General features: G+C 34.2%; 22 protein-coding genes and 1 pseudogene. 21 read left to right on the top strand and 2 right to left on the bottom strand.

The features are described 5' to 3' along the window. Positions 1-4: 4 nt before the first annotated feature. The 11 genes and pseudogenes from CKK03_RS16225 (at position 5) to CKK03_RS16175 (ending at position 11,725) form a co-directional block, all read left to right on the top strand. On the top strand, positions 5-1,195 hold the full coding sequence (locus tag CKK03_RS16225) for a hypothetical protein (RefSeq protein WP_142354034.1): 1,191 nt from the start codon (positions 5-7) through the stop codon (positions 1,193-1,195). After that, entirely contained in the window at positions 1,188-1,460 is a 273-nt protein-coding gene (locus tag CKK03_RS16220) for a hypothetical protein (RefSeq protein ID WP_099363578.1), read from the top strand. Before CKK03_RS16225 ends, CKK03_RS16220 begins: the two co-directional genes overlap by 8 nt. A gap of 21 nt (positions 1,461-1,481) precedes the next feature. Further along, on the top strand, positions 1,482-2,960 hold the full coding sequence (locus tag CKK03_RS16215) for a hypothetical protein (protein WP_099363577.1): 1,479 nt from the start codon (positions 1,482-1,484) through the stop codon (positions 2,958-2,960). Positions 2,961-3,346: 386 nt separating this feature from the next. Continuing rightward, complete coding sequence (locus CKK03_RS16210; protein ID WP_099363576.1) at positions 3,347-4,552, top strand: DNA cytosine methyltransferase; 1,206 nt, start codon at positions 3,347-3,349, stop codon at positions 4,550-4,552. Positions 4,553-4,778: 226 nt separating this feature from the next. Continuing rightward, positions 4,779-6,449, top strand: a complete 1,671-nt coding sequence (locus tag CKK03_RS16205; protein WP_180271280.1) for an AAA family ATPase — start codon at positions 4,779-4,781, stop codon at positions 6,447-6,449. Then, a complete protein-coding gene (locus CKK03_RS16200) occupies positions 6,424-7,749 on the top strand; it encodes an LlaJI family restriction endonuclease (protein ID WP_099363574.1) in 1,326 nt (441 codons plus the stop codon). Before CKK03_RS16205 ends, CKK03_RS16200 begins: the two co-directional genes overlap by 26 nt. 528 nt (positions 7,750-8,277) lie before the next feature. Beyond that, positions 8,278-8,589 (top strand): hypothetical protein, encoded by a 312-nt coding sequence (locus tag CKK03_RS16195; RefSeq protein ID WP_099363573.1) that lies wholly within the window; start codon positions 8,278-8,280, stop codon positions 8,587-8,589. Next, entirely contained in the window at positions 8,586-9,788 is a 1,203-nt protein-coding gene (locus CKK03_RS16190) for an HNH/ENDO VII family nuclease (protein ID WP_099363572.1), read from the top strand. Before CKK03_RS16195 ends, CKK03_RS16190 begins: the two co-directional genes overlap by 4 nt. 15 nt (positions 9,789-9,803) lie before the next feature. Next, positions 9,804-10,253, top strand: a complete 450-nt coding sequence (locus CKK03_RS16185) for an SMI1/KNR4 family protein (protein ID WP_099363571.1) — start codon at positions 9,804-9,806, stop codon at positions 10,251-10,253. 305 nt (positions 10,254-10,558) lie between these two features. Then, positions 10,559-11,140: a T6SS immunity protein Tdi1 domain-containing protein gene (locus tag CKK03_RS16180; RefSeq protein WP_099363747.1), complete on the top strand. Its 582-nt coding sequence runs from the start codon at positions 10,559-10,561 to the stop codon at positions 11,138-11,140. A gap of 198 nt (positions 11,141-11,338) precedes the next feature. Further along, positions 11,339-11,725: pseudogene (locus CKK03_RS16175) on the top strand (immunity protein YezG family protein). Between the two features lie 239 nt (positions 11,726-11,964). Here CKK03_RS16175 and CKK03_RS16170 read toward each other — a convergent pair. Beyond that, positions 11,965-12,429: a DUF8821 family protein gene (locus CKK03_RS16170; protein ID WP_099363570.1), complete on the bottom strand. Its 465-nt coding sequence runs from the start codon at positions 12,427-12,429 to the stop codon at positions 11,965-11,967. A gap of 14 nt (positions 12,430-12,443) precedes the next feature. Further along, positions 12,444-12,923, bottom strand: coding sequence for a GyrI-like domain-containing protein (locus CKK03_RS16165; protein ID WP_142354033.1), 480 nt, complete (start codon positions 12,921-12,923; stop codon positions 12,444-12,446). Positions 12,924-13,032: 109 nt separating this feature from the next. Here CKK03_RS16165 and CKK03_RS16160 point away from each other — a divergent pair, with 109 nt between their 5' ends. The 10 genes from CKK03_RS16160 (at position 13,033) to CKK03_RS16115 (ending at position 23,375) form a co-directional block, all read left to right on the top strand. Beyond that, entirely contained in the window at positions 13,033-13,998 is a 966-nt protein-coding gene (locus tag CKK03_RS16160; RefSeq protein WP_099363568.1) for a helix-turn-helix transcriptional regulator, read from the top strand. An 863-nt stretch (positions 13,999-14,861) separates the two neighbouring features. Then, on the top strand, positions 14,862-15,482 hold the full coding sequence (locus CKK03_RS16155; protein ID WP_099363567.1) for a TetR/AcrR family transcriptional regulator: 621 nt from the start codon (positions 14,862-14,864) through the stop codon (positions 15,480-15,482). A gap of 5 nt (positions 15,483-15,487) precedes the next feature. Further along, positions 15,488-16,663: a thiolase family protein gene (locus tag CKK03_RS16150; RefSeq protein ID WP_218962809.1), complete on the top strand. Its 1,176-nt coding sequence runs from the start codon at positions 15,488-15,490 to the stop codon at positions 16,661-16,663. Continuing rightward, entirely contained in the window at positions 16,664-17,092 is a 429-nt protein-coding gene (locus tag CKK03_RS16145; protein ID WP_099363566.1) for a Zn-ribbon domain-containing OB-fold protein, read from the top strand. It abuts the gene before it with no gap. 27 nt (positions 17,093-17,119) lie between these two features. After that, entirely contained in the window at positions 17,120-17,881 is a 762-nt protein-coding gene (gene fabG, locus CKK03_RS16140; RefSeq protein WP_099363565.1) for a 3-oxoacyl-ACP reductase FabG, read from the top strand. 286 nt (positions 17,882-18,167) lie between these two features. After that, positions 18,168-19,715: a class I adenylate-forming enzyme family protein gene (locus CKK03_RS16135; RefSeq protein ID WP_180271278.1), complete on the top strand. Its 1,548-nt coding sequence runs from the start codon at positions 18,168-18,170 to the stop codon at positions 19,713-19,715. A gap of 10 nt (positions 19,716-19,725) precedes the next feature. Then, positions 19,726-20,502, top strand: a complete 777-nt coding sequence (locus CKK03_RS16130; protein WP_099363563.1) for an enoyl-CoA hydratase/isomerase family protein — start codon at positions 19,726-19,728, stop codon at positions 20,500-20,502. Between the two features lie 34 nt (positions 20,503-20,536). Then, complete coding sequence (locus tag CKK03_RS16125; protein ID WP_099363562.1) at positions 20,537-21,676, top strand: acyl-CoA dehydrogenase family protein; 1,140 nt, start codon at positions 20,537-20,539, stop codon at positions 21,674-21,676. A gap of 76 nt (positions 21,677-21,752) precedes the next feature. Then, complete coding sequence (locus CKK03_RS16120; protein ID WP_099363561.1) at positions 21,753-22,538, top strand: ABC transporter ATP-binding protein; 786 nt, start codon at positions 21,753-21,755, stop codon at positions 22,536-22,538. 12 nt (positions 22,539-22,550) lie between these two features. Further along, on the top strand, positions 22,551-23,375 hold the full coding sequence (locus CKK03_RS16115; RefSeq protein ID WP_099363560.1) for an ABC transporter ATP-binding protein: 825 nt from the start codon (positions 22,551-22,553) through the stop codon (positions 23,373-23,375). Positions 23,376-23,378: the final 3 nt, after the last annotated feature.

The following is a 23,378-nucleotide window of genomic DNA, read 5'->3' as shown; positions in this document are numbered from 1 at the left end:
TATAATGAGTTATGTAAAACAATCGGGAAAAGCATTTACGATCGATGAAATCGTAACGAGTATTTTTAATGTTAACAAGAATAACGCTCGTTTTAAATACTACTTTAAAGCAGTTGAATCTTTTATTCGTGCAAATAAAGACTTTAATGAAATTCAAGATGGATTATGGAGCTATGGTTCTTCGCCTATTATTCGTCCAACTGTTGTTTCAACAAGCGCGAAACCAAAGCAAGTATCTCATTTAGTTCTGTATGCTGAACGTGTAAAAGGATTTATTAGAGTATCGCAGCAAATGGCAAGTCTTACAAGAATGAAGGTCAGAAAACAAGGTGTTTTTGATGTAGACTTTGATGGATACACATACGAGTTCCATTGGAAGTGGATTTATAATTATTGCTATCTGTTTGGCAATGGAGTCATGGATTTTTTTGCAGACGCAGGTCTCCAACCTAATCAAGAATTTATTATGAACATTGATGACAATAAAAAAATAACATTGACTGTTCCAAGACTAAAAAGTGATGTAATTATTCCAGACCAAAGTCAGTTATCCCAGATAGAGGATTCCTTTGAATTTGCGAAGGGAAGTAGTAAATTTACAATACTTTATGAGTTGTTATCTTGTTATCCATCTGGACTAACGATGAATGAAATATTTAAACATTACCTAGATATGAAGGTAATTACTACCTATGAATTGAAAAATTTACTTAAGCAAAATGAATGCTTTCAATATGATGTAGTAGAAGATACTTGGAAAGTTTATGTTAATAAAATATCACGATATTATAAAGATGAGCTTGGAGACCAAGCTGAAAATAAGCTTTCATTTAAATGGTTAATTGGTGAAGATGACATTAATGATGCTAAGGCATCTCATGAAGAGGATGAAGACAAGAAGATTTTAGATAAAGATGTACAACCACAATCTGATGAAGAAAGTAAAGATGAAATAGTAAATGCCTCTACATCAGATGAGTTTTCTATAGAGTCAATCATTAATGAGATTGTAAGCCTGACACTTAATCCTAGTGAAATAAAACAGGAGATAGATAACAAAGTAGTTGAATGTTTTATGAATGGTGATATTAAATCTCTAGAAGATAATTATAAGGAAGCACAAGAAATTTACTCATACTTCCAAAAGGTAGACCAATTTATGAATAAATGGAAAGGACAAGACCTGAATGGATGAATATGTAGGAAGTCAGTTACAACATATAATCGAGAAATATAAAACCGCAATGGAAGAACAAAAAGAAAAAATAAGTCAATTATCAGGAAAGATTAACCAAAAGCAAAAAATGATTGAGGAAGAAGTTTTAAAAATTGCATCAAATCGAGATCTTAATGCAAAAGAACGTTCAGAACGTATGATTCCACTAATGGAAGAACAAGATAAACTTAAAGAAATACATGATGGAATTAATGTGATACTAGGGTCTGAAGACAATGTTTAAATAGATAAGGTGATCTAATTCATGAAACAATTTATAAGATTTAAAGACTCAAAAATTAATAAAGCAATTAAGCCAGTTGCAGAAGTACTGGAAGGAATAGATATTCTCGAAACCGCCTTATTTGAAAAGGGATATATAGATGAATCAGTAGAGACTATGTTAATTTCTTCATACCATATGACTTATAAAAAAAATGGCAAAGAAATACTTATTATTCGACCGATGGTATCAGATTGGAATGTGAAATTATTCGGTACCACATGGAATTTACAAAAACTATTTCAGTTACCAGTTTCGTTTGAGTTTGAAATTGAACAGACCGGCTGGAGAATACAAGGAATGATTGATGCAAATATAGATGACATAAAAAAGTCATTTCTGGAAGCATTGGAACAATCTATTATCGAACAATTTATTGTATATCCTTTAACTATTATTCATGCATACTTTTTGAAAAACTCACATTTATTTCAAAATACGGACGATAAAATTTTAAATGAAGTTTTATCTTCTTTTTGGCTAGGAGACATTTCAAGAATTAAAGTGCTGCAAGATAATTTTAAATCAAATGCCAGTGAAAACAACATACATAATTTTATTAAAAATTGGTATGAAAAGGTGAATGTTGATTCATCACTAAATGTAAACCAGCTACATGATCGAACGAAAGTAGATAAGCAAAACTTTTATTCTAAGTTTTCTTTGTTAGGCATTTATATGGAACGTGTTTTTACTAACTATCGTAATTCTTTATCCTCCATTTGGTTTGAGAATGAACTCTTACAGGATAAAGAACTTTTCACATTAAAAATGGAGGAAATCAGAGAGTCTATCCTGCTGACTGATACATTCTTAAAAGAACTAAACCAAATTGAACACAAAAATCAAGATCATACAACCACAGATGAAATCGTTCAAAAAGTAAAGGAACCTTCTCTTACTGAAGATAACCAAGAAAACAATAGTATCCCAGACAATGCTAAGGAGCAATCAGTTAATACAACTCGGGTGAATAATAACGTGGTTCAACCAAAACAGGAACCAAACGATTGGTTTGAATTTTTACTCAAGAATAAGGCTGGAACTATAAAGGACATCCCATTTATGACAAAAAAAGAACTTTTGGGAGAGGACTCAAACATGGCATTAACCATTCACGAACATCGTGTAGAAATGTTATCCTCTGAATTTGCTCATGATAAAAAAATGACCCAAGAGTTTGTTACAATCATAAGGTTATTAATAGAAAATAGTAATTCAAAAGGATATGTAACAAAAGAACTTTTAAAAAGTCTTTACATGTTAAGGTACAAGGATAAAAATAGGATAAATGATTATGCGAAAAGAAACCATATATCATCATCAAAAGTCAAACAATCACTTTCTACTAGATTCCATGTGGTATTAGAACAACTTAAGAAAGTAGGACTGATTAAGGAGTACTTTCGGGATTATGAATACCAAATTTATTGGAATTTTGCTATATACGTTCATAAATGAGCCAATTTATATTAAACTTAACTCTAATTTATACGCATTTAGGGCTAATTGGAATTAGCAAGAACCTTGTTAATTAAAATAAATGATATATAGATTTATAAATGATCTGTTCTTATTGGTGAAATATCCTTTAACTTTCAATGAATGTAAGATGTGGTTTTAGGATTGTATGGGGTATTCTAGCATAAGAACTTATGCTTTTGCTTTTTAAGTAAGAAGACAAACTAAGTGATGGATAATTAAACTTTATGTTAATAGGAGCAATCTTTGAAACTAATATATTAGTTTATATTAAGTTAACCTAGCAAAAGAGTAGACAGGCGAATGAATGTTCTGTATAATTTGTGTTATTAATAGGACAAAATGTCCTGGAGGAGACGCGAATTATGGAATTTATAGAAATTAAAAAGAAAAGAGAAAGACTAGGACTTACTCAAAAAGAGTTTGCCGATGCTCTCGGCATATTAGGGAAGTATGGGGATCGAAAACTAAGGAGATGGGAGAACGGTGAAACTAAACCATCTAGCATTGAATTAAAAGCAATAAGTGATTTTCCGGAAAAACCAAGTTTTTTAAATCCAACAATAGAAGATTCTAAATTTTTTATGATAGATCTATTTGCAGGAATAGGTGGAATTCGCTTAGCCTTTCAAAAATTAGGTGGCTATAATCGTTTTACTGCTGAGTGGGATAAGTTTGCAGCGAAAACTTACCGTGTTAATTTTGGTGAGGAACCAGAAGGTGATATTACAAAGATTGATGAAAAAGAAATACCTGATCATAATATCCTTTTAGCAGGATTTCCATGTCAAGCTTTTTCTCAGGCTGGTTTGAAACAAGGATTTGAAGATACAAGGGGAACTTTATTTTTTGATGTAGCTAGAATAATTGCTGAAAAAAGACCAGATGCGTTTTTACTTGAAAATGTAAAGAATTTAAGAAGTCATGATAAAGGTAGAACTTTTGCAAAGATTAAGGAAACTTTGGAGAATTTAGACTACACTTTTGAAGCGAGGGTTTTACGTGCTGCCGATTTTGGTGTTCCACAAAATCGAGAGAGAATATATATGGTTGGCTTTAATAAAAGAACCGGTGGAGAGCTCGTACCTTTTAAATTTCCAGTCCCACCTTGTAGTCCTACACGATTAGGTGATATACTTTCTGAAAATGTAGATGAGAAATATACAATTTCCGACAAATTGTATGAAGGCCATTTAAGAAGAAAGAAAATGCACAAAGAAAAAGGGAATGGATTTGGATTTTCACTTTTTAATGAGGACAGTCCTTATACCAATACACTTAGTGCTAGATATTATAAGGATGGTAGTGAGATTCTTATAGATCAAGGAAAAGAGAAAAATCCAAGAAAACTCACACCAACTGAATGTAAAAGATTACAAGGATTCCCAAAAGAATTTGTTATGCCAGTTTCGGATACTCAGGCATATAAACAATTTGGTAATTCAGTAGCAGTTCCTGTGGTTGAAGCCATAGCAAAAAATATGGTTGAAGCAATGGATACAGTAAATTTTTTAACAGATTATAGATCATCTCTTCTGAAAGTTGAAGATAAGATCTTGGTAAAACAATAATAGTGTTTCCAAAACTTTGTGTAGGTGGATAGAAATAAATTATTTCTATCCCCTTTTGTTTTCATTAAATTAAGGGGATGAAATAAATTAATGGATAAATGGTTTGTTGGAACAGAATAGAAGCAATATATGATGATTCGTTTCAGCTAATGATTTGCAAAATATGTAACGGAGTGGGTTATAATGGGAATATAGTTAAAAAGATATTTATATGGAGGATACATTTGTGTTAAAAGATTTAAACAAGTTAGCTATTACCTCTAGAGAACATTTCAGAAATACATTTAAAAACGAAGACTTTAAATTGACTCGAGATTTTAAAGATAGATTTTCACAGGTGCTAGAGGCTAAAAATGCTTCAATTCAATTCTTTGATTACTCTGCTGAAATAACTCCAAGTTCGAATAATAAAATATTCTGCCCAAACCAATGGTTCTATATTGCTACATTTGTAGTAGAGTTTGTTTCTGAATTAATTAAATATAAACAGATATTGGAGGCGCTTGCTGATTCTGGGATTAATGGCATGAGCAGAAAGCAATTCTTAGAGAAAATTAAAAACTTAAAAGATGAGCATATTGAGAAGGTTGCTCCTGAAATAAAAGAAGCAATCGAAGTATATTTTGGTGAGGATGAAAAAAGTGGTTCGTATCTTTGTAAACTTGTAACTGATTATACTTGGTGGTTTGGAAATAAAACGATAGATAGACATGACTACTATGTTTCACCAACATTAAACTTGTTAGGACTTGTAAACGTAAGTCAATCCTATGTCGCAGAAATTGTTTATTATTTAGCTTCTGATAAACAATTAAAGGAAAAAGCGCTTAATATGCGAGAAGAAGTACAGGAATTTATTACACTCACGGATGTCCCAGCTGAGAATTTGATAGTTTACGGAGCACCGGGCACAGGAAAGAGTAGATATCTTGAGAAAAACTTTTCGAATACCGTTAGAGTAGTCTTTCACTCAGAGTACTCTTATTTTGATTTCGTTGGGAGCTATAAGCCTACACCTCTATATAAGAGCACAGATTCTACTCTATATAGATTAAGCGGTGATAAATTTCAAAAAGGTGAACCAATTATTGATTACCAATTTTCTCCTGGTCCTTTTATTGATGTTTTAATTAAGGCTGTTCGAAATCCAACAATGAAATATACCTTGCTTATCGAAGAAATAAACAGGGCAAATGCACCAACGGTATTTGGGGATGTTTTCCAATTGTTAGATAGAGGAGTAGACGGTAGTAGTCAGTACAAAATAAATCCCAAAGAGGAATTAAAACACTATTTAATGTCGCTTGAGGATATAAAACATCATTTTATGGAAGGTTTGTATATCCCCCGTAACATGAATATCGTTGCAACGATGAATAGTGCCGATCAAGGTGTTTACGTACTTGATTCTGCATTTAAGCGTCGTTGGAAGTTTAAATATATGCCAATTAAAGAAAAGGGATTTGTACATGAGAACAGTCTAATCAGTTATGCAGGAGAAGAGTTTGAATGGAGATATATTCTTAATGCTATCAACGATAAGCTTAAGGACATGGGAATAAATGAAGACCGGTTAATAGGACCTTATTTTATTAGTCCTGACGAGATAAGTGATAATAACAGCTTTGCTTCAAAGTTACTAATTTATTTATGGGATGATGTTGTTAGGTATAAAAGACAAGATTTTTTTGATCGTGGAATTAGAACATACTCGGAACTAATAACAAATTTTACAAGAGGCTCAGATGTAATGAATATTAAGAATGGTATATACGAGTTAAAAGAAGAAGAGCTCTCAATTAAAACGGAATTGGAACTAAATAGTACCGAATCTAGGGTTGCTGAAAATAAACAAGTATATGGTGGGATAGATGAGCAGAACGAGTCTGAGCTATAATTTCCTTGAACATAATGAATACGAAATTGATGAGCTTCCAATAGGCATTGTAAATCATTTAGTAGATAGAGGGGTCTGTAACGTTAGGCAAAATAAAATTAAATTTATAGCAACTGGTATTGTGATTTACAGGAACAATTTTATTATTATTTTCCCTAAAACATATCCACTCCCATCTCATGAAGATAATTTAAGGAAACATGCTCAGGTGTTATTCGAGACCTTATTGAAATATCGAAGTGATGCAAATTTCAATGATGAAAAGATGGATCTTATGGGTGGGGACGAGGGACAACAAAATGAGAGTCTATTAACGGCTTATAACCTTATTAAAGATTTTACTCAAAATGGTTTCTTAGTAAAGGAAAATAGAGTAAATACTCTACAGTTTACAGGAAATATTGATTGGGGAGCAACAATAAATAAAAGGCAACCTATTTTTACTAGAAGATCTGTCATTTATGCTGATATAATTTCAAAAAGAATTACTATAAATCAACAAAATAAACTCTCTATTTTACATAGATATTGTGTAAGTATGAGTATAGAAAAGTATGGCTGGTTAATTGGAATATCCCCTGAGTTAAATATTGACAATATTGGAACACCTGAGCTAACTATTGACATCTCATATGCAATACAATTCTTAAAAAATGAACTAAACGGCACGTTTATTGAAAGAGAAATAAATGTAATAAAATTAATGATAGATTTTTTATCTGGTATAGAAGAGAAAAGCAAAGAAGATGATATTGACATTTTAGTTACACCATATTTTCAAAATGTATGGGAGTTAATTTGTAGTGAATTATTCAGAAATCAGTACAAAGCACTGAAAAAAATAATCCCAAAGCTCAACTGGGAAATTGAAAGTAATGCTATGGTTCAAAATCAGAGGCCAGACATAATATTCTTATTTGGACAAAAATTGTATATACTTGACGCAAAATATTACAATATAGATACTAATCTACCAGGATGGCCAGATGTGGTGAAACAACTCTTCTATGCTTATACTATTTTTAATAACATTAAATCGGAACATTTTTGGTTTCCTAACAAGAAATTAGAAATGAAGTTAAAAAAAATTGTTGGCGTAGAAAATGTATTTCTTTTTCCTTCATGCGAAAAAGAAATTATCAAATATGTTGGGAAAGTAAATGTTGAAAATAATAGTGATTTTGACGATATTATCGCATATAAAATTAACACATATTTTGCAATGAAGTGTTATGTAGGTATAGAGGATTATAATTTTGTCAAATGGTTAATAGTTGAAAGTAAGAAAAGAAATATATAAATAATACTTTCTGTCAGATAGTAAGGATAAATAGAACTTTGATTATTTGGTTGGTATTGTAATAAAAACACATGGGGTCATTTACTCGGCCTTTTCTTCTTCTAGTCAAGATCAAGATGTCTGTTCCTGTAACTTATCTGTGTGTACAAAGTGCAGTTTCACAAATTGAACTGCTACTGCCTAATAGACAGTGGAAATAATAAAAATGATCTTTGCGGCTTTAGCTCTATTTATAGGGTTAAGGCCGTTTAGTCGTTTTGGTATCTAATATGATTATAGAAATATTGTACTAATCTATTGCTTTAGACAATTTTTTTATGTCTTTTACTTATGTAAATTTTGTTCTTCAAACAAGAAAATGACAACGGTGAAGACCAGCATCTTTTGATTTTTTTAGGATAGCAGATACAGGAAAATAGCCCTTTCGACCTCTGTTTTGGATTTATTTTTGTATCTTTTGAATCATAAAGAATAAACTCCTTACTGGTAAAATTTACAATATATACATTTATCTAAGAGGAGAGGCATATGGAGCTTATAGACGAAATCGAGAGGAAAGTGCAACGCCGGAAATATTTAATGATGGTTGATATATTAGAAGGCTATCGTTCGAATATTCATCATGCATTAAGCAGAATGGGCAATAGTAAACAGATTTATCGGTCTGCACACGGGTGTTATGCGTATCAATGGAAGGGACAGACAAGAGATGCGTATGAGGAAATTGCAGCGGAGATCAATAGTACGGGGAACAAAATCAATCATCAGGGCGAGCTGTTGATCAAAGAAATCAACAAAGAAATTCGAAGATTACTAGCTAAAGCGGAGGCCCTGCGATGAGTGATATTAAAGTTAAGGCCGAGGAGTTAGAGGATTTTGCTAGTCAAATTGGAAAAGCAGAGCGGGAATGTGACGATGCTTTAGATGCGATTAATTGGCATTTTTCTTCCCTGCTTGCTAATTTCCCAGGAGTGGTTCCAGGCTCCATACATAATTTAGAAGCTGATTTAAAATATTCAATTAAGAAATACAAAAGCAAACTTGATGATGCCCAACAGTTAATTAAGCTAACCGCTGCAAATATGAAAAATGATGAACAAAAGATGTCTGGTAAAGTAGGGGAATTTTTACTTGAACTTGTGGGCTGGTATGACATCCAGCGTGTATTTAGTGAGTACGATCCCATTACCGGTGAGAAGCTTTCAGCAGGAGACCGTGTACTGGCTGTAGGATTTCTAGCACTGACATTTGTCCCACCTGCAAAAGCAGCTGGTGTTGGAGGGAAAGCAGCAGTAAAAGGTGTAAAAGCGGGTCTCCCTTCCCTAGCAAAATCACCCGAGGCTTTTATGAAAATACGAAACGTCCTAGATCCGAAAAGGGTTCAACAAGCATTCCGCTCCGTGTATAATGAAGTGGTAAAAGGTCCAATCGCTGCAACGAAGGTTTGGTTTGATAAAGTGAAGAAAGGAATTGGAGACATTCCGATTCCACAAATCAGACAAGAAGCATTTGCAGGGGTAGGAGTAGTTAATAAAACCGTTAAGGATGCATTTGGAGAGGCCAAGGATTATATCCAGCGAATTAAAAGTTCGCAAGTGGATGAAGTGGATGATAAGGGTGTAACTAAGGATACTGGTAAAGAATATGAAAACTATAAGGCTGTTGACTATACTGGAACGACTAAGGTTAATGGAGAGGCAAGGGATATTAGTAGACGAGTATTCCAAAGGATAGATATCGATTATAAAAGAATTGATCCTGATTCTGGTTTGACAAATTATCAATTAATGAAAAAAGGCAGAGCACCGATTTGGAAAGATGGGACTGTTATAGAGCTTCATCACTTAATTCAAAGAGAACCAGGATCAATGGTGGAAATTCCAGCAAGCTTGCATGATGAATATAATAAAATTTTGCATGGTTTGGTGGAGAATGGTGGTAGCTTTAGAAATGACCCTGTATTAAAAAAGCAATACGACAACTTTAGGGGTAAATATTGGAGATGGAGAGCAAAGCAAATAGATGAAAGTGAATGGTAAAAGGAGGTACTTTGAATGGATAAAGTAGAATTAATAAATTTTATTAATGAACATATGGAATCAGATGACTTTACAGGTGGTGTTGACGATAGTCAAATCAACTTTGTCCAAGAAGAGCTGGGGGTTGAATTACCAGAAAGTTATAAGTGGTTTTTAACTATGTATGGTTCAGGTGGTTTATTTGGAGTTGATATTTTAGGGGTGGCCAAGTCAAATAGAGTTCCTGTAGTTATTAACACAAACAGATATAGAGATTTAGGTTTGGAAAAAGATCTAGTAGTAATCGAAAATGCTGGAGAGTATGTTTATTGTCTAAATACAAGCAAAATGGAAAAAAATGAGTGTCCGGTAATAGCGTGGAACAGACAAGGTGGGCTTGATGACTACAACACTGCACAGAACTTTTATGAATTTTTATCACAAAGGCTATTAGATGCAAAAGAAGCTTGGGAAGAAGATTTTTAAGGTAGAAAATAGATGAAACTGATCTTGTTATCTTAAAAGTAGATAATATAGGCACCTGATTGCTCGTTAAGGCAACAGGTGTTTTTACTTTTTTACGAGAAACTCAAATTTATCTAGTATGATTTAGATCATACTTTAATTCAAAATGTATCAGGAAAGATGGTAGATATAGTTGCAACAACCCAGATGAATATAAAAAATATTAAATGGTTTAATAAAAAATGACGAACTCCTAGATAACAATTATTAATAGTGTTGACCGACTAAAAGAAATTATGGAAGAAATAGAGGATTATGATGATGCAATGTCTAAGGAGAAAACGCAAAGGAGGGCATCTGAATTGGAAACTATACTTAGCGATTTTATAAGACATAAAGCAGTTAATAAAGATGTGATTTTTAAATATAAGGATATACTTCCCAAGGAATTAATAGAAACATGGAAAAAATATGGTCTTGGTAGATTGGCGAATAACTTTTTAAGAATTATTAATCCAGACGATTATTTAGATATTATAGAGAGAAGTTATGTAAGGCATGAGCAGGCGATACCTATTTTTACAACCGCAATGGGTGATATTATAGTTTGGGAAAAAAATAAGTATGTAAATTTATTAAATTATAGGAAAGGTTTTGTTAATGTTGTTTCATCCGGATTTGAATTCTTTTTTGATGACATTCAAGATAATGAGTTTATGGACGATGAATTAATGTGGCAACCTTATCCTGAGGCGATTAGTAAATACGGTGACCCTACCTATGAAGAGTGTTTTGGTTATACCCCACTATTAGGCTTAGGTGGAGCAGAAAAAGTAGAGAATCTAAAAAAAGTTAAATTAAGAGAACATATTCTTATTATTGCTGAATTTATGGGACCAATCGAGTAAATTTATAAAAAATATATTTAGTATATGATGTGAATATTACGTTAGTTAATAACAATAAGCATTTGATTATCTCTAGGCAACAAGTGCTTTTTTGTTTGATAGTCCAATCCCCCAAATTAATAAATGGTGACAAATACCAAAGTAGAATAACTTATTATGTAGGAGGAAAGATCGATCGAGACTAAAAAGATGGAATAACTGTATCAAGAAATTGCGAATATATTGGCTAATATAGTTCCTGAAGAATGGAAAAAAATATTATTATTCGCTGAATACAGAGAAGGATATAAAAAAGTTTTTTTCTATTATTTCCCTGAAACTGGAGATAAACCTATTTATAGCCTTGATATATTAGATTTATTTACAATTGATGAAGATGAATTTGAATAATTGGAGGATGAACTATACAAGTATTTTTCAATATTATGGGAGGAATTCAAGGAGCAAGAACAAAAACAATGGACGAATCTAACCTTTATTTTAGAAAACACAGGAAAAATGAAGATTAATTATGGATATGAAAATCTTTCTGAGAATAGCCCAGTAGAAAAACAGGATAAATGGGAAGCTGAATACTTAAAGTAAAACATTATATTAATCAACCCTATCCTTTTAGTAGAAGGGAAGATTTTACATTATTTAGACAAGTATTATCTGCTTTCTCAAATTGAAAATACTTTGCTGGAGCATAAAGTTTTTATGATTCCCTTTGTTAAGAACGATAACAAAATAGGGAGTTCTTAAATCATGTGAAGATCCCCCGGAATTCCTGTAAAAAGTAACAGCACCCTCCAATCAAAAGAGAGGTGCTGCATTTATTGATTTTAATATTCACCTTTGATAACAAAAAACGAGCCTCGAATTGTTCCAGCTAGTTTTGACTTTTGTCTGGCAAACTTAAACTTTCCTTCTAACTCCTTTGGAACCTCCATTCCCTCAGAGAGCTTAAAGCCAACGGCACGCTTCTTAGGGTCATCGATCGTATACAAAACATTGACCTCAAGACCATCTTCATAGAAGACATAGGTCCAGTTGATATTTTCCACTTGAAAACGTGATGTTTCTAACGGTTTGGCCGCAAATTCAATATCACGTTCTTCTTTCAACACTCGTTTCACATAGTCAAGGTTCTCCTGGCTATCGCTAGCGGGTATCACGGTAAATGGATGCTTATATTTGTTCATAAAGTAACGGGCTTCATGTGCTCGTAAACCTGCAAGTGCTTCTGCTACAGGTGAAGACTCCAAACCAACTGTAGATACATTTTTAAAATCAACGATATAGGACATTTCCATCACTCCACTTATTTCTTCACTACAGGAATCCACATTTCGCCAAAGACTACGTTGTCACGCTGTCCCATTTCAACCGAAGTATTTGGGCCTCCCACATAGGCATAATCGGTTGCTTCTGCTAAAGCCTGACCAAAGGCTATGCCAGTAAGTGTTTGGCTTAACTCTTCAGCCGTTTCCGCTTCACCTTTTACTACTAGATATGGACCCTTTGGGAACTGGATCACTCTGGTTGCTTCAGGGATTGTTTTCTCTGTCATAACACCAGCATAATGCATCAACTTGTTATTCACTGCTTCGTTTACCACAAAAATGTATTCATTTGTGGCGATTTCTTTTAAAGCGTTAAGTCTTCCATCTTCTTTAACCGCGTGCCAAAAGTCGGCCTTTTCCTTGTTGATAGCAGCAAAATCTCTGTAGTCACTCTTAAGCTCTGTTCCAATACCTAATACGATAAAACTGTCTTTTTCTTCAATTGTATAATTTGCCATATTCAAAACCTTCCTTTTCTAATAGTAGATCAAACGATTTATATTTTCCCTTGCTACGTTTATAATAGCCTTAAATCATGTCAAAAAATGATACTGTTTAGGAGTTGCCATGAAAAAAGTTGAACGGATAAATATCATCATGCGTTATATTAACAACCGCTCCCATTTTACCATTTCTGAAATCATGAGTGAATTCAACATTTCTCGCTCGACAGCCATTCGCGATATCAGAGAAATTGAGGCTATGGGAATGCCACTTGTTGCTGAGGTAGGCAGGGATGGGGGCTATTTTGTCATGCACAATTCAGTCCTTCCAGAGGTTCGCTTTACCAATGATGAGGTGAAAGCTCTTTTTATCGCGTTTATGGCCACAAGAAATCAACAACTGCCTTATCTAAAGAGTCGTCAATCCTTAGCTGAAAAATTACTTGGCCTCATCTCAGAAAGCCAGCAAGATGCCCTTATTTTGTTAAATCAAATTCTCCTATTTGAAGGAACAAACCCGAACAATCCCGACCTACTAGATCTATCGGACCTTCCTCATCCCATGTTAGAAAAACTCATTCAATTTCTTCTGTTGGATCGATTTTTATTGATTTCCATCGAAGAAGAGAAGGTGGCTAAATCCTATGAGATTTACCTCTTACACCTGTATCGTGAAAAAAGCGTATGGCTCATAGAAGGATTTGATTTAAAGGAAGAAAAGAGAAAGATTTTTCCTGTCGATAATCTCACAAATGTAAAACCTTACACTCCGGAAAAAAGAGTATGTGAGAAGAAGATAGTAGAAAAACTTAGGAAACAAGAAGATGACATCAACTTTGTCCTTGAACTTGGTCCAATGGCAATTGCCCAGTTCAAAAAATACCATCCTTTAAAATACTCTCTTTCCTATACCGATCCTTATCAAACGACAGCCATTCTAAAGACTTATATTGATGTTCATCACTCAGAAGAAATAACCGAACTAGCCAATTGGCTTCTTTTTCTAGGTGAGGACATCGTGGTCAGGGAAATGCCAAAAGAAGTCTTAGCTTATTTACAAGAGAGATTATCTTTATTTTACCCATCATGATGGAAAGGTAAAATTTAAATATTTTGGAGCCTGTCTTGGCGCAAGATACTTTTAGAGTTCATGAAAGACTATTAGTGGGGGCAAATGAGGATTTTTTGTGAAAAGAATAATTTTTTTAGCTTTTAAAATATAAAGGGGGGCTATTCAATATTTTCGGACAGCCCCCAAAGATTTTGTGATTTTTTTAGGAAATCAATTTCTATTTCATTTTTACGAGGCCCACGTTTAAAGAGATATTCCCACTGCAAAAATGGAGGCAAGTACTTCTGACCTTCACGGATTTATATTGAAAGAATTTTTCTTGAGGAAATGTAACAAGCTTTATGGTAACAATTTCTTTCAATTTTTCAGGTAGTTCAAGTAAAGCTTTCATTCCACAGTGCCCACTTATTATTTAATCCCTTTAATCACATTCACAAACAAATTCTTTTGTTAAAGATACTTTCCTAAGATAGTAATACTAGTTAAGAAATTTAGTTTGGAAACTCATCTCTTTTTACAATTATTAATATTAAATCATCTTTGATTTTTCCATATGGGTACCTTTGATAATCTTTGTATATTCAATAGCTAAGTAAAATAAAAAGTTGTAAAAATAGTTAAATTTAACTGCGCTAGTAATGATATTTTTAAAAAGAATATTATGAGAACTGACGAGAACATGGAAGAAAGTAGAGTCGTTTACCTAAAATTCATAATTTAAGAAAAAATAAAAAAAGTATTGACATTTGGAATGGACGCCTATATATTTTACTTATAAGTTAAATTTTCAGATTATTTAACTTGCTAGTTAAGGTAAGAGAAAACAACACCTATGAATTAATTAATAGTTCTAAAAGGGTAGAAAGGTTGGATAGTTAGATATGAGTGTCGGGGGAGAGTTAAAGGCAAAAAGAGCAATTAAAAAGATTGAAGATAAAAAGCGGGAAATAGCGAGTCAAGCTATAGATTTAATGAGAGAAACAGGCTATCACAATATGAGCATGGATGTTGTTGCTGAGCGAGTTGGTCTTACAAAACCTACGTTGTATTCTTATATATCAAGTAAACAAGAACTGCTTTTCTATATATTAGAATCAGCAATGACTTCAGGAACTAAAAGCATAAAAGATATTATTTTACAGTCAAAATCAGCACGAATAAGGTTACGAGAAGCTCTATCTGCTTATGTAGAATTAATCTTAAATAACAGTAATCTATTTTATTCTGCTTTCACTGAACACAATTCTCTAACAGATGAACATCAACTTATTATAAGAAAAATGCAATCTGAATTTCTATCTTTATGGAAAAAGTTGTACGAGGAAGGTGTTCTAGAAGGAAGTTTTGAAAAAATGCCTACTAAAGTTGCTATTCAGATGTTACTTGGAGTAATGCATTGGATTCCATTTTGGAATCGAGAGGGTGACAAATCTGATCAAGAGGAAAATTTAATGAGAATTGTTAACTTTTGTGAAAAAGGCCTGTTAAAAAAAGAGGAGTGAAAATATTGAAAAATAAAGTTTGTCTTATTGGTGCAGGTATGACAAAGTTCGGCGTCAGAGATGCCACTTACCGTGAGCTTATTGCTGAGGCTGGGAAAGCATGTTTTGATTCACTGAAGGGAGCAATAAAGCCAAAGGATGTTGATGGATTTATCCTTGCGTCGGTTCTACCGGAGAGAAATGTCTTTCAAAGCCATGTTGCTTCGTTAGCTGAAGAAACGCTTGGGATCCGACCTACTTCATTATCTACTCGTGTTGAACATATGTGTGCAAGCGGTAATGTTGCAATTCGGTTAGCTTATGCAAGTATTGTGTCTGGTTTAGCAAAAACAGTTATGGTAGTAGGAGTTGAAAAATTAAATACACCCGTTATTTCTGAAACCTTTGGAAATATGGGGGCAGGACTCGACAGAGAATTTGAAAGCTCGATAGGTTTGACTGCTCCACCTGTTTTTGCAATTACTGCACAAGCTCATATGAATAAATATGGTACAACTGAAGAACAGTTAGCAGCAGTTTCTGTTAAAAACCGACTCCATGCTTCCAAAAATCAAAATGCTCACTTTAGAAAACCAACAACTATAGAGGATGCATTAAATGGACGTATCATTTCATCTCCATTACGGTTGTTTGATTGTTCTCCGATTACGGATGGAGCTGCTGCGGTAATTTTAACCTCTGATGAACGTGCTAGAGATCTTGTCTCGAAGCCTGTTTATCTAGCAGGAAGTGGTCAGGTCGTTAATAACTTTACGGTTTCTAATTCATATGAAGATTTAGCTTCTTGGCCGGCATTAAAACTAGCTACCCAAAATGCCTATCAATCAGCGGGAATAACAGCTAGTGATGTGGATTTAGCAGAGATTCATGATTGCTTTAGTGTTGCTGAGCTTATGGTTTATGAAGAAATGGGCTTTTGTGAGAAAGGAGAAGGCGGTAGTTTTGTTTCGAGTGGGAGAGCAACTTATGGGGGAGACGTAGTAGTTAATCCCAGAGGTGGATTAATAGGCTGTGGTCATCCGTTAGGGGCTACGGGAGTTGCACAAGCATGTGAAATTTTTTGGCAATTACGAGGAGAAGCAGGCGATAGACAGGTAAATGGAGCAAAAATAGGACTTACACACAATAATAGCGGTCCTGGTGAACATGTTGTAAATATATTTTCATCGGAGGTGTTATAAATGGAATATGCATACACAATGGATCCTTTCCCTCAGCAAACCAAACAATTTACTAAGCTTTACACTTATTACGATAATTTACGTAATGGGATTCTATCTACAACAAAGTGTCAGGATTGTGGGCATATTAGTTTTCCCCTAAAATCCGTTTGTCCAGAATGCCTTTCTGATCAATTTGTGTGGATTACTCTTCCAAGCGAGGGAACTATTGAAGCTTTTACAATACAGGAAACAGGAATTCCGGCAGAATTTAGAGGACCGCTTATCTTTGCATTGGTGAGGGTTGGCCCAATTAGGATGTATACACAGATTGTGAATTCGCCAAAAGAAGATATTGAAATTAACAAACAGGTAACTCTTAATGTGTTAAAAGTACCTGACAGTCCATATTCAAAAGAGAGAGTATTACCTACATTTCAATTAATATAAACTATTAATTCTGAAGGGATGATAAGCATGAGCTATAATCTTGAAGGCCAATTGGCTTTAGTGACAGGTGCAGGGCAAGGAATTGGGAAAATGGATGCATTAACGATTGCTAGGTATGGTGCTGATGTTGTGGTAGCTGACTTGAATTATGAAGCTGCTGTTGAAACAGCGAATGAAATTCAAAGTATGGGGAGAAAATCCAAAGCATATAAAATGGACGTTGCAGATTTTGAACAAGTTCAAGCTGTTGTTGGTGAAATTAAAACAGATATGAATCGAAGTATTTCTTTATTAGTGAATAATGCAGCGAAAATGAATACGATGGCGCAAATGAAAGACATGACATACGAAATGTGGCAAACTGATCTAAATGTTAATTTAACTGGGGCATTTAATGTGACAAAGGCTGTGTGGGATGACATGCGTCTTCAAAATTATGGAAGAATTGTGAATATGTCTTCGATTGCTGGTATGATGGGTGGTTTTGGCCAAGTGGTATATTCTGCTGCCAAAGCAGGTGTGATAGGTTTTACAAAATCACTTGCGTTAGAGGGAGGAAAATATAATATTCGTGTGAATTGTATTGCGCCTTCTTTTCTTAAATCTCCAGCATGGGAGACAATTCCTAAAGAATATCAACAAAGAATGGAAAATAAGGTTCCTTTGAAAAGAGTAGGTGAAACGCAGGAAGGTGCTAATCTAGTTGCCTTTTTACTATCGGAGCAATCAGATTATCTAACAGGCCAATGTATTCCTATTACAGGTGGAGCAGATCTTTTTATTTTTTAAATTATTTTAATTAGTATTAATTAATCTAATTTGTGGCACTCCACCATTTTTATTTATGTAGATAATGAAAGGGTTTTCATATTTCGGCCGGCCGACTGTAATACTTACTACACTTAATTACACTTCTTGTGAATAATCTATCTAGAATATTTGTTCTAAAAAATAGGTAAAGGCGTTTGTCAAAATAAGAACTCTAATACTCATATTTGCTGTACTAAAGTTGAAGAAAAAATGTAGATGTTACCCTTTGCAATAATATTTAATTATTAATTAGGAGGGATTAATTTTGGAGTTTGTATCAAGTATTGTGGAAAAACAGGCAAAGTTATTACCAGAGAAAGTTGCTATTATTGACGAGTTACATAGTAAAAACATTACGTATTCTCAACTTTTTGAGCGGAGTAAACGATTTGCAAACGCTTTACTAAATATAGGATTACAGCCCGGAGATAGAGTTGCAATGATATTAAGCAATTCCTATGCGTCTGCTGAATTAATATATGGTATTACAATGGCAGGTATGATTATGGTTAATATTAATGAAAGGTTAAGAGAACAGGAGATAAAGTATATTTTGGAGGATTCAGACACCAAGGTGGTTGTTACCAGTAGTGAATTTATAAAACTCTTAAATAAAATTGATGTTCCTTCATTACAGTACATGATTTCAATTGATGGTGGTAATTGTGATTATTTATACGAATCTCTGTTGGAGAATTCATCTGATAGTAAGCCTACTATAAACAAAAACCCTCAAGATATTGCATTGTTACTTTATACAAGTGGGACTACAGGAAAGCCAAAGGGTGTTCCACTGTCTCATATGAATCTAGTAAAGAGTGCTACGAATTTTATTATTGAAGCTATTCATAATCAAAATGGTACTTATCTAGCTGTAATGCCCTATTATCACATTGTTTGCGTTCCCCATATGGCTGCGATATTAAGAGGAATGCGTGTTGTGGTTTCTAAGTTTGAAGTTAACACTGTTCTAGAATTAATTCAAAAACATAGCATTACACATGCATTTCTTGTGCCATCTATGATCTCCATGCTATTAGATTCTGACCAACTTGAACAATATGACACCTCTAGTTTAGAGATGATCTTATATGCGGCTGCACCAATGCCAGTTGAAATTTTAAAAAAGGCGTTACAACAATTCGGCTCTATATTTTGTCAATGCTATGGTTCAACCGAAACGGCCAGTATTGTTACAACCTTAAGAAAAGAAGAGCATGTTCTAGATGGGTCCGCTGAATGGACTGAACGGTTGGCTTCTTGTGGGAAAGAAATTTTAAATGCAAGTATAAAGATTGTTAACGAAGATGGCGAAGAGGTCGCCATAGGCCAACCGGGAGAAATTATTGTAAAAGGCGATAATGTCATGAAAAATTATTGGAATCATGAGCCTTCTGAAGATGTAATAAAAGACGGATGGTTCCATACGGGTGATATAGGTAAGTGGGATCAAAATAGATTTATCTATATAGTAGACCGGAAAAAAGACATGATTATCAGTGGCGGTTTTAACATCTATCCAAGAGAAGTAGAAGAAGTCTTATATAGACATCCTGCCGTAAATGAAGCATCAGTCATTGGTATTCCTGATAAGAAATGGGGAGAAGCGGTCCTAGCAGTAGTGGTACCAAACGTAGGTTACCAAGTGACCGAAGAAGAAATTATTCGTTTTTGTAAAGAACATATTGCGGGTTACAAGAAGCCATCAAAGGTTGAATTTGTAGATGCTCTTCCGAGAAATGAATTAGGGAAAATTAACAAAGTGTTATTACGAAAAAACTACTGGAAAGGTCACAGTACTTCAGTGATTTAGAGGTGAGAATATGGAATTTGGAAATGGAAAGGTAATCTGTGAATTTAAGGGTGAAGATATTGCATTGTTGACGATCCATTCACCAGAAAATGCAAACGCTTTAAGTGAAGATGTTAATAATGGTATAATGCAAGCTTTTAATCTATTTAAAGAGAACGATAGAATAAAGACGGTTATTATAACGGGGACAGAAAGGTTTTTTATAGCAGGTGCAGACTTAAAAAATCTTCCTATAGGTAATTTTGAATCAGCTCGTAAGTATATCAAATCCCAATTAGAGGTTTTTCGTGAGATTGAGCGATTTCCAAAACCAGTTATTGCAGCTGTAAATGGTCTTACCCTTGGTGGTGGATTGGAATTGACATTATTCTGCGATTTGGTCATTTCATCGAATAAAGCTAAATTTGGATTTCCTGAGGGGGGACTTGGCATCATTCCTCCATATGCGATCTCACGGTTAATGAGTATAGTTGGAAGGCGAAAAGCCAAGGAATTATTATTATTAGGTCACTATTTTTCTGCGGCCGAAGCAGAGGAAATGGGTCTAATAAATGAGAATGTCGATCCAGAGAATGTAATACCTAAAGCATTAGAATGGGGCAATACGTTAGCTGAGAAAGCACCATTCTCTCTAGAATTGATTAAACAAGGAATTGATCAAGATTTAGGTGGCGAACGAGATCAATATTTAATCGATTCTACCACATTTTTATTTGGTACAGAGGATCTTAAAGAGGGTATCCTAGCGTTTAAAGAAAAGCGCAAGGCAAACTTCGTGGGCAGATAATCATATAAAACTTTTTGGGTTAGAGGTGGATAGAATGAGTTTATTGCTAGCGGATGAGCAAAAATTATTAAAAACAACGCTAAGGAAATATTGTAAAAAAAGTATACCTATTGAACGCATCAGAGAAATAGATAGTAACGAAGAATTTCCAGAAAAAGAAATGCGTGATTTGGCAGAGTTGGGCTTTCTCGGAGTGCCTTTTCCTCAAAAATACGGTGGCATGGATGGAGATATGAAAGATTTAGTGACGGTAATGGAGGAACTTTCGTATCATGCTCCAGCTGTTGCGACGGCTTATATAATGTGCGTGGTATTTGGAGGGAAATCAATACTTTCCTACGGAAATGAAATGCAAAAGGAAAAGTATCTTCCAAAACTTATTGACGGTAGTATCAAGTTTGCGCTAGCAGTTACGGAGCCTAATGCCGGATCAGATATTGCAAATATTAAAACGTCCGCGAAATTAAATGGTGACAAGGAATTTATTATGAATGGAAGTAAGGTGTTTTCAACCGGGGCTCATGTTGCTGATTATTTATTGGTACTCGCAAAAACAGATTCAACTGCAGCAAAGAATAAAGGATTAACAATGTTTTTAGTAGATAAAAATACACCAGGTGTCGAAGTACTCAAGTTAGATAAGCTTGGAATGAAAGCTGTATCAACGAATGAAGTATTTTTTACGGATGTCGTTGTGCCAGCAGAGAATGTATTAGGTGAAATGGGAAATGGCTTCTATCATTTAATGAGTACGTTTGGGGACGAACGGATTGCAGGTGCGGCGGTAACAGTAGGTTATGCTCAAAAGGTGATGGATGATGCTCTATTATATTCAAATCAGCGAAAACAATTTAATAAAAATATCTCCGAATTTCAAGTTATTCAACATTATTTAGCAGAGATGCAGACAAAAATAAATGCATCTCGATTGCTAACAAATCATGCTGCGGAATTGCGTGATAATGGTGAACTGGCAATCAAAGAAACTAGCATGGCAAAATATTATAGCTCTGAAACATTAACCTATGTTGCAAACAAAGGTATGCAAATCTTCGGCGGAAATGGCTATATGATGGAATTTGACGTTCAACGCGCGTGGAGGGATTCCAAGTTTTGGGAAATTGCAGGTGGAACAACCGAAATTCAAAAGAATATTATTTTTTCACAGTTATAGATACGTAAGTTACAGCAAAGTTACTATTCATAATACATTTATGCCTTTTCGTAAAACAGGTTAAGGAGGTGTTTGATTGCTTGCTGTAAATAATATAAAGGTCTACTATAACGAAGTTATTTTAGCCTTAAATGGAATTTCATTTTCGGTACCTGAAGGGAAAATAGTTGCCCTTCTAGGCAATAATGGAGCAGGGAAAACAACTGCATTAAGGACTGTTACGGGCCTTTTAAATGCTGTTAATGGAAAAATTGAAATGGGAAGTGTCATGTTAGATGGCAAGGAAATTCATCAGCAACAGCCAGAGAGTATTGTAAGAAGCGGAATTAGCATCGTCCCAGAAGGAAGAGGTATTTTCAAAGAGTTAACAGTAGAAGAAAACCTTAAAATTGGTGGATTTACAAAGAAAAAAATATCTGAAAATATTGAATTTATTTACAACTTTTTTCCTGTCCTTGAGGAAAGAAGGAAATCCTTAGCTGGCTATTTAAGTGGTGGAGAACAACAAATGCTAGCTATTGGTAGAGCTCTAATGGCCAATCCGAAATTGTTGATCCTCGATGAGCCTTCCTTAGGATTGGCACCGTTGCTCGTGGAAAGGATCTTTGAAATTATCAAACGAATTAATGTAGAAAATAATACTACTATATTGTTAGTAGAACAAAACGCTAATATAGCCTTAAATATTTCTGATTATGGATATGTTTTGGAGAACGGACAAATTGTTTTTGAAGACACTGGTACGAATTTGCTGGAAAACGACAATATTAAAGAATATTACCTTGGATTAGGTAAAGATTCCAGTAGAAAAAGTTTCAAAAATATCAAATCTTATAAAAGAAAGAAAAGATGGTTATCGTGAGGGAGGATTCAAGTGTCTGAAATTCAACTACGTGTCAGTAACCTTAATTTATCCTTTCGTGGTCTACATGTATTGCACAACATAAATATTGACGTCAAAAACGGTGAGTTACACGCAGTTATAGGGCCAAATGGGGCGGGTAAAAGCAGTCTGCTTAACTGTATTAGTGGACTGTATAAGTTTCAATCAGGGGAAATATCTTTTCAAGATAAACCTATACATCGTATGAAAACTCATCAAATCGCAGAGTTAGGGATTGGCAGAGTATTTCAAAATATAGAGTTGTTTAAAAATTTGACCGTTATTGAAAACCTACTCCTTGGGAGACATCGTTTAATAAAATCAGGTGTTTTGGCATCAGCAGTCTATTTAGGTAAATCTATGAAACAGGAAATTGAACATAGGGAAAAGGTAGAGGAAATTATAGAATTTTTGGAAATAGAGAATTATAGAATGCATACAGTGGGTAGTCTACCTTATGGTTTACAAAAACGAGTCGATTTAGGGCGTGCATTAGCTGGAGAACCAAAATTGTTGTTACTAGATGAGCCAATTGCTGGTATGAACATTGACGAAAAGGAAGATATGGCACGCTATATAAATGAAGTCCGTACGACACTAGGAACAACTATGATATTGATTGAGCATGATATGAGTTTCGTCATGGATTTAGCCGAGAAAATTACAGTTCTAGACTTCGGAGAAAAGATAGCAGAGGGTGACCCACATCAAATTCAAAATGATCCGAATGTAATTAGAGCGTATTTAGGAAATGATTCTAATCACAATGCAAATCCTGAGCAGAGCGAGGCTGAAATAAATGAAATCACTGGCTAGCAG

The sequence above is a fragment of the Fredinandcohnia onubensis genome, assembly GCF_002734215.1.
Lineage (GTDB): Bacteria > Bacillota > Bacilli > Bacillales > Bacillaceae_L > Ferdinandcohnia > Ferdinandcohnia onubensis.
Note: the sequence above shows the minus strand (reverse complement) of the source record. Positions and strands in the feature narration are given on the sequence as shown.

What these genes read in the sequence shown, in the direction of transcription:
- CKK03_RS16125 (WP_099363562.1), top strand. Translation starts at nt 20,537, where the DNA reads ATGAGTTTATTGCTAGCGGATGAGCAAAAATTATTAAAAACAACGCTA.
- CKK03_RS16145 (WP_099363566.1), top strand. Translation starts at nt 16,664, where the DNA reads ATGGAATATGCATACACAATGGATCCTTTCCCTCAGCAAACCAAACAA.
- CKK03_RS16180 (WP_099363747.1), top strand. Translation starts at nt 10,559, where the DNA reads ATGTCTAAGGAGAAAACGCAAAGGAGGGCATCTGAATTGGAAACTATA.
- CKK03_RS16160 (WP_099363568.1), top strand. Translation starts at nt 13,033, where the DNA reads ATGAAAAAAGTTGAACGGATAAATATCATCATGCGTTATATTAACAAC.
- CKK03_RS16225 (WP_142354034.1), top strand. Translation starts at nt 5, where the DNA reads ATGAGTTATGTAAAACAATCGGGAAAAGCATTTACGATCGATGAAATC.
- CKK03_RS16165 (WP_142354033.1), bottom strand. Translation starts at nt 12,923, where the DNA reads ATGGCAAATTATACAATTGAAGAAAAAGACAGTTTTATCGTATTAGGT.
- fabG (WP_099363565.1), top strand. Translation starts at nt 17,120, where the DNA reads ATGAGCTATAATCTTGAAGGCCAATTGGCTTTAGTGACAGGTGCAGGG.
- CKK03_RS16210 (WP_099363576.1), top strand. Translation starts at nt 3,347, where the DNA reads ATGGAATTTATAGAAATTAAAAAGAAAAGAGAAAGACTAGGACTTACT.
- CKK03_RS16190 (WP_099363572.1), top strand. Translation starts at nt 8,586, where the DNA reads ATGAGTGATATTAAAGTTAAGGCCGAGGAGTTAGAGGATTTTGCTAGT.
- CKK03_RS16130 (WP_099363563.1), top strand. Translation starts at nt 19,726, where the DNA reads ATGGAATTTGGAAATGGAAAGGTAATCTGTGAATTTAAGGGTGAAGAT.
- CKK03_RS16200 (WP_099363574.1), top strand. Translation starts at nt 6,424, where the DNA reads ATGAGCAGAACGAGTCTGAGCTATAATTTCCTTGAACATAATGAATAC.
- CKK03_RS16220 (WP_099363578.1), top strand. Translation starts at nt 1,188, where the DNA reads ATGGATGAATATGTAGGAAGTCAGTTACAACATATAATCGAGAAATAT.
- CKK03_RS16195 (WP_099363573.1), top strand. Translation starts at nt 8,278, where the DNA reads ATGGAGCTTATAGACGAAATCGAGAGGAAAGTGCAACGCCGGAAATAT.
- CKK03_RS16185 (WP_099363571.1), top strand. Translation starts at nt 9,804, where the DNA reads ATGGATAAAGTAGAATTAATAAATTTTATTAATGAACATATGGAATCA.
- CKK03_RS16170 (WP_099363570.1), bottom strand. Translation starts at nt 12,429, where the DNA reads ATGTCCTATATCGTTGATTTTAAAAATGTATCTACAGTTGGTTTGGAG.
- CKK03_RS16215 (WP_099363577.1), top strand. Translation starts at nt 1,482, where the DNA reads ATGAAACAATTTATAAGATTTAAAGACTCAAAAATTAATAAAGCAATT.
- CKK03_RS16155 (WP_099363567.1), top strand. Translation starts at nt 14,862, where the DNA reads ATGAGTGTCGGGGGAGAGTTAAAGGCAAAAAGAGCAATTAAAAAGATT.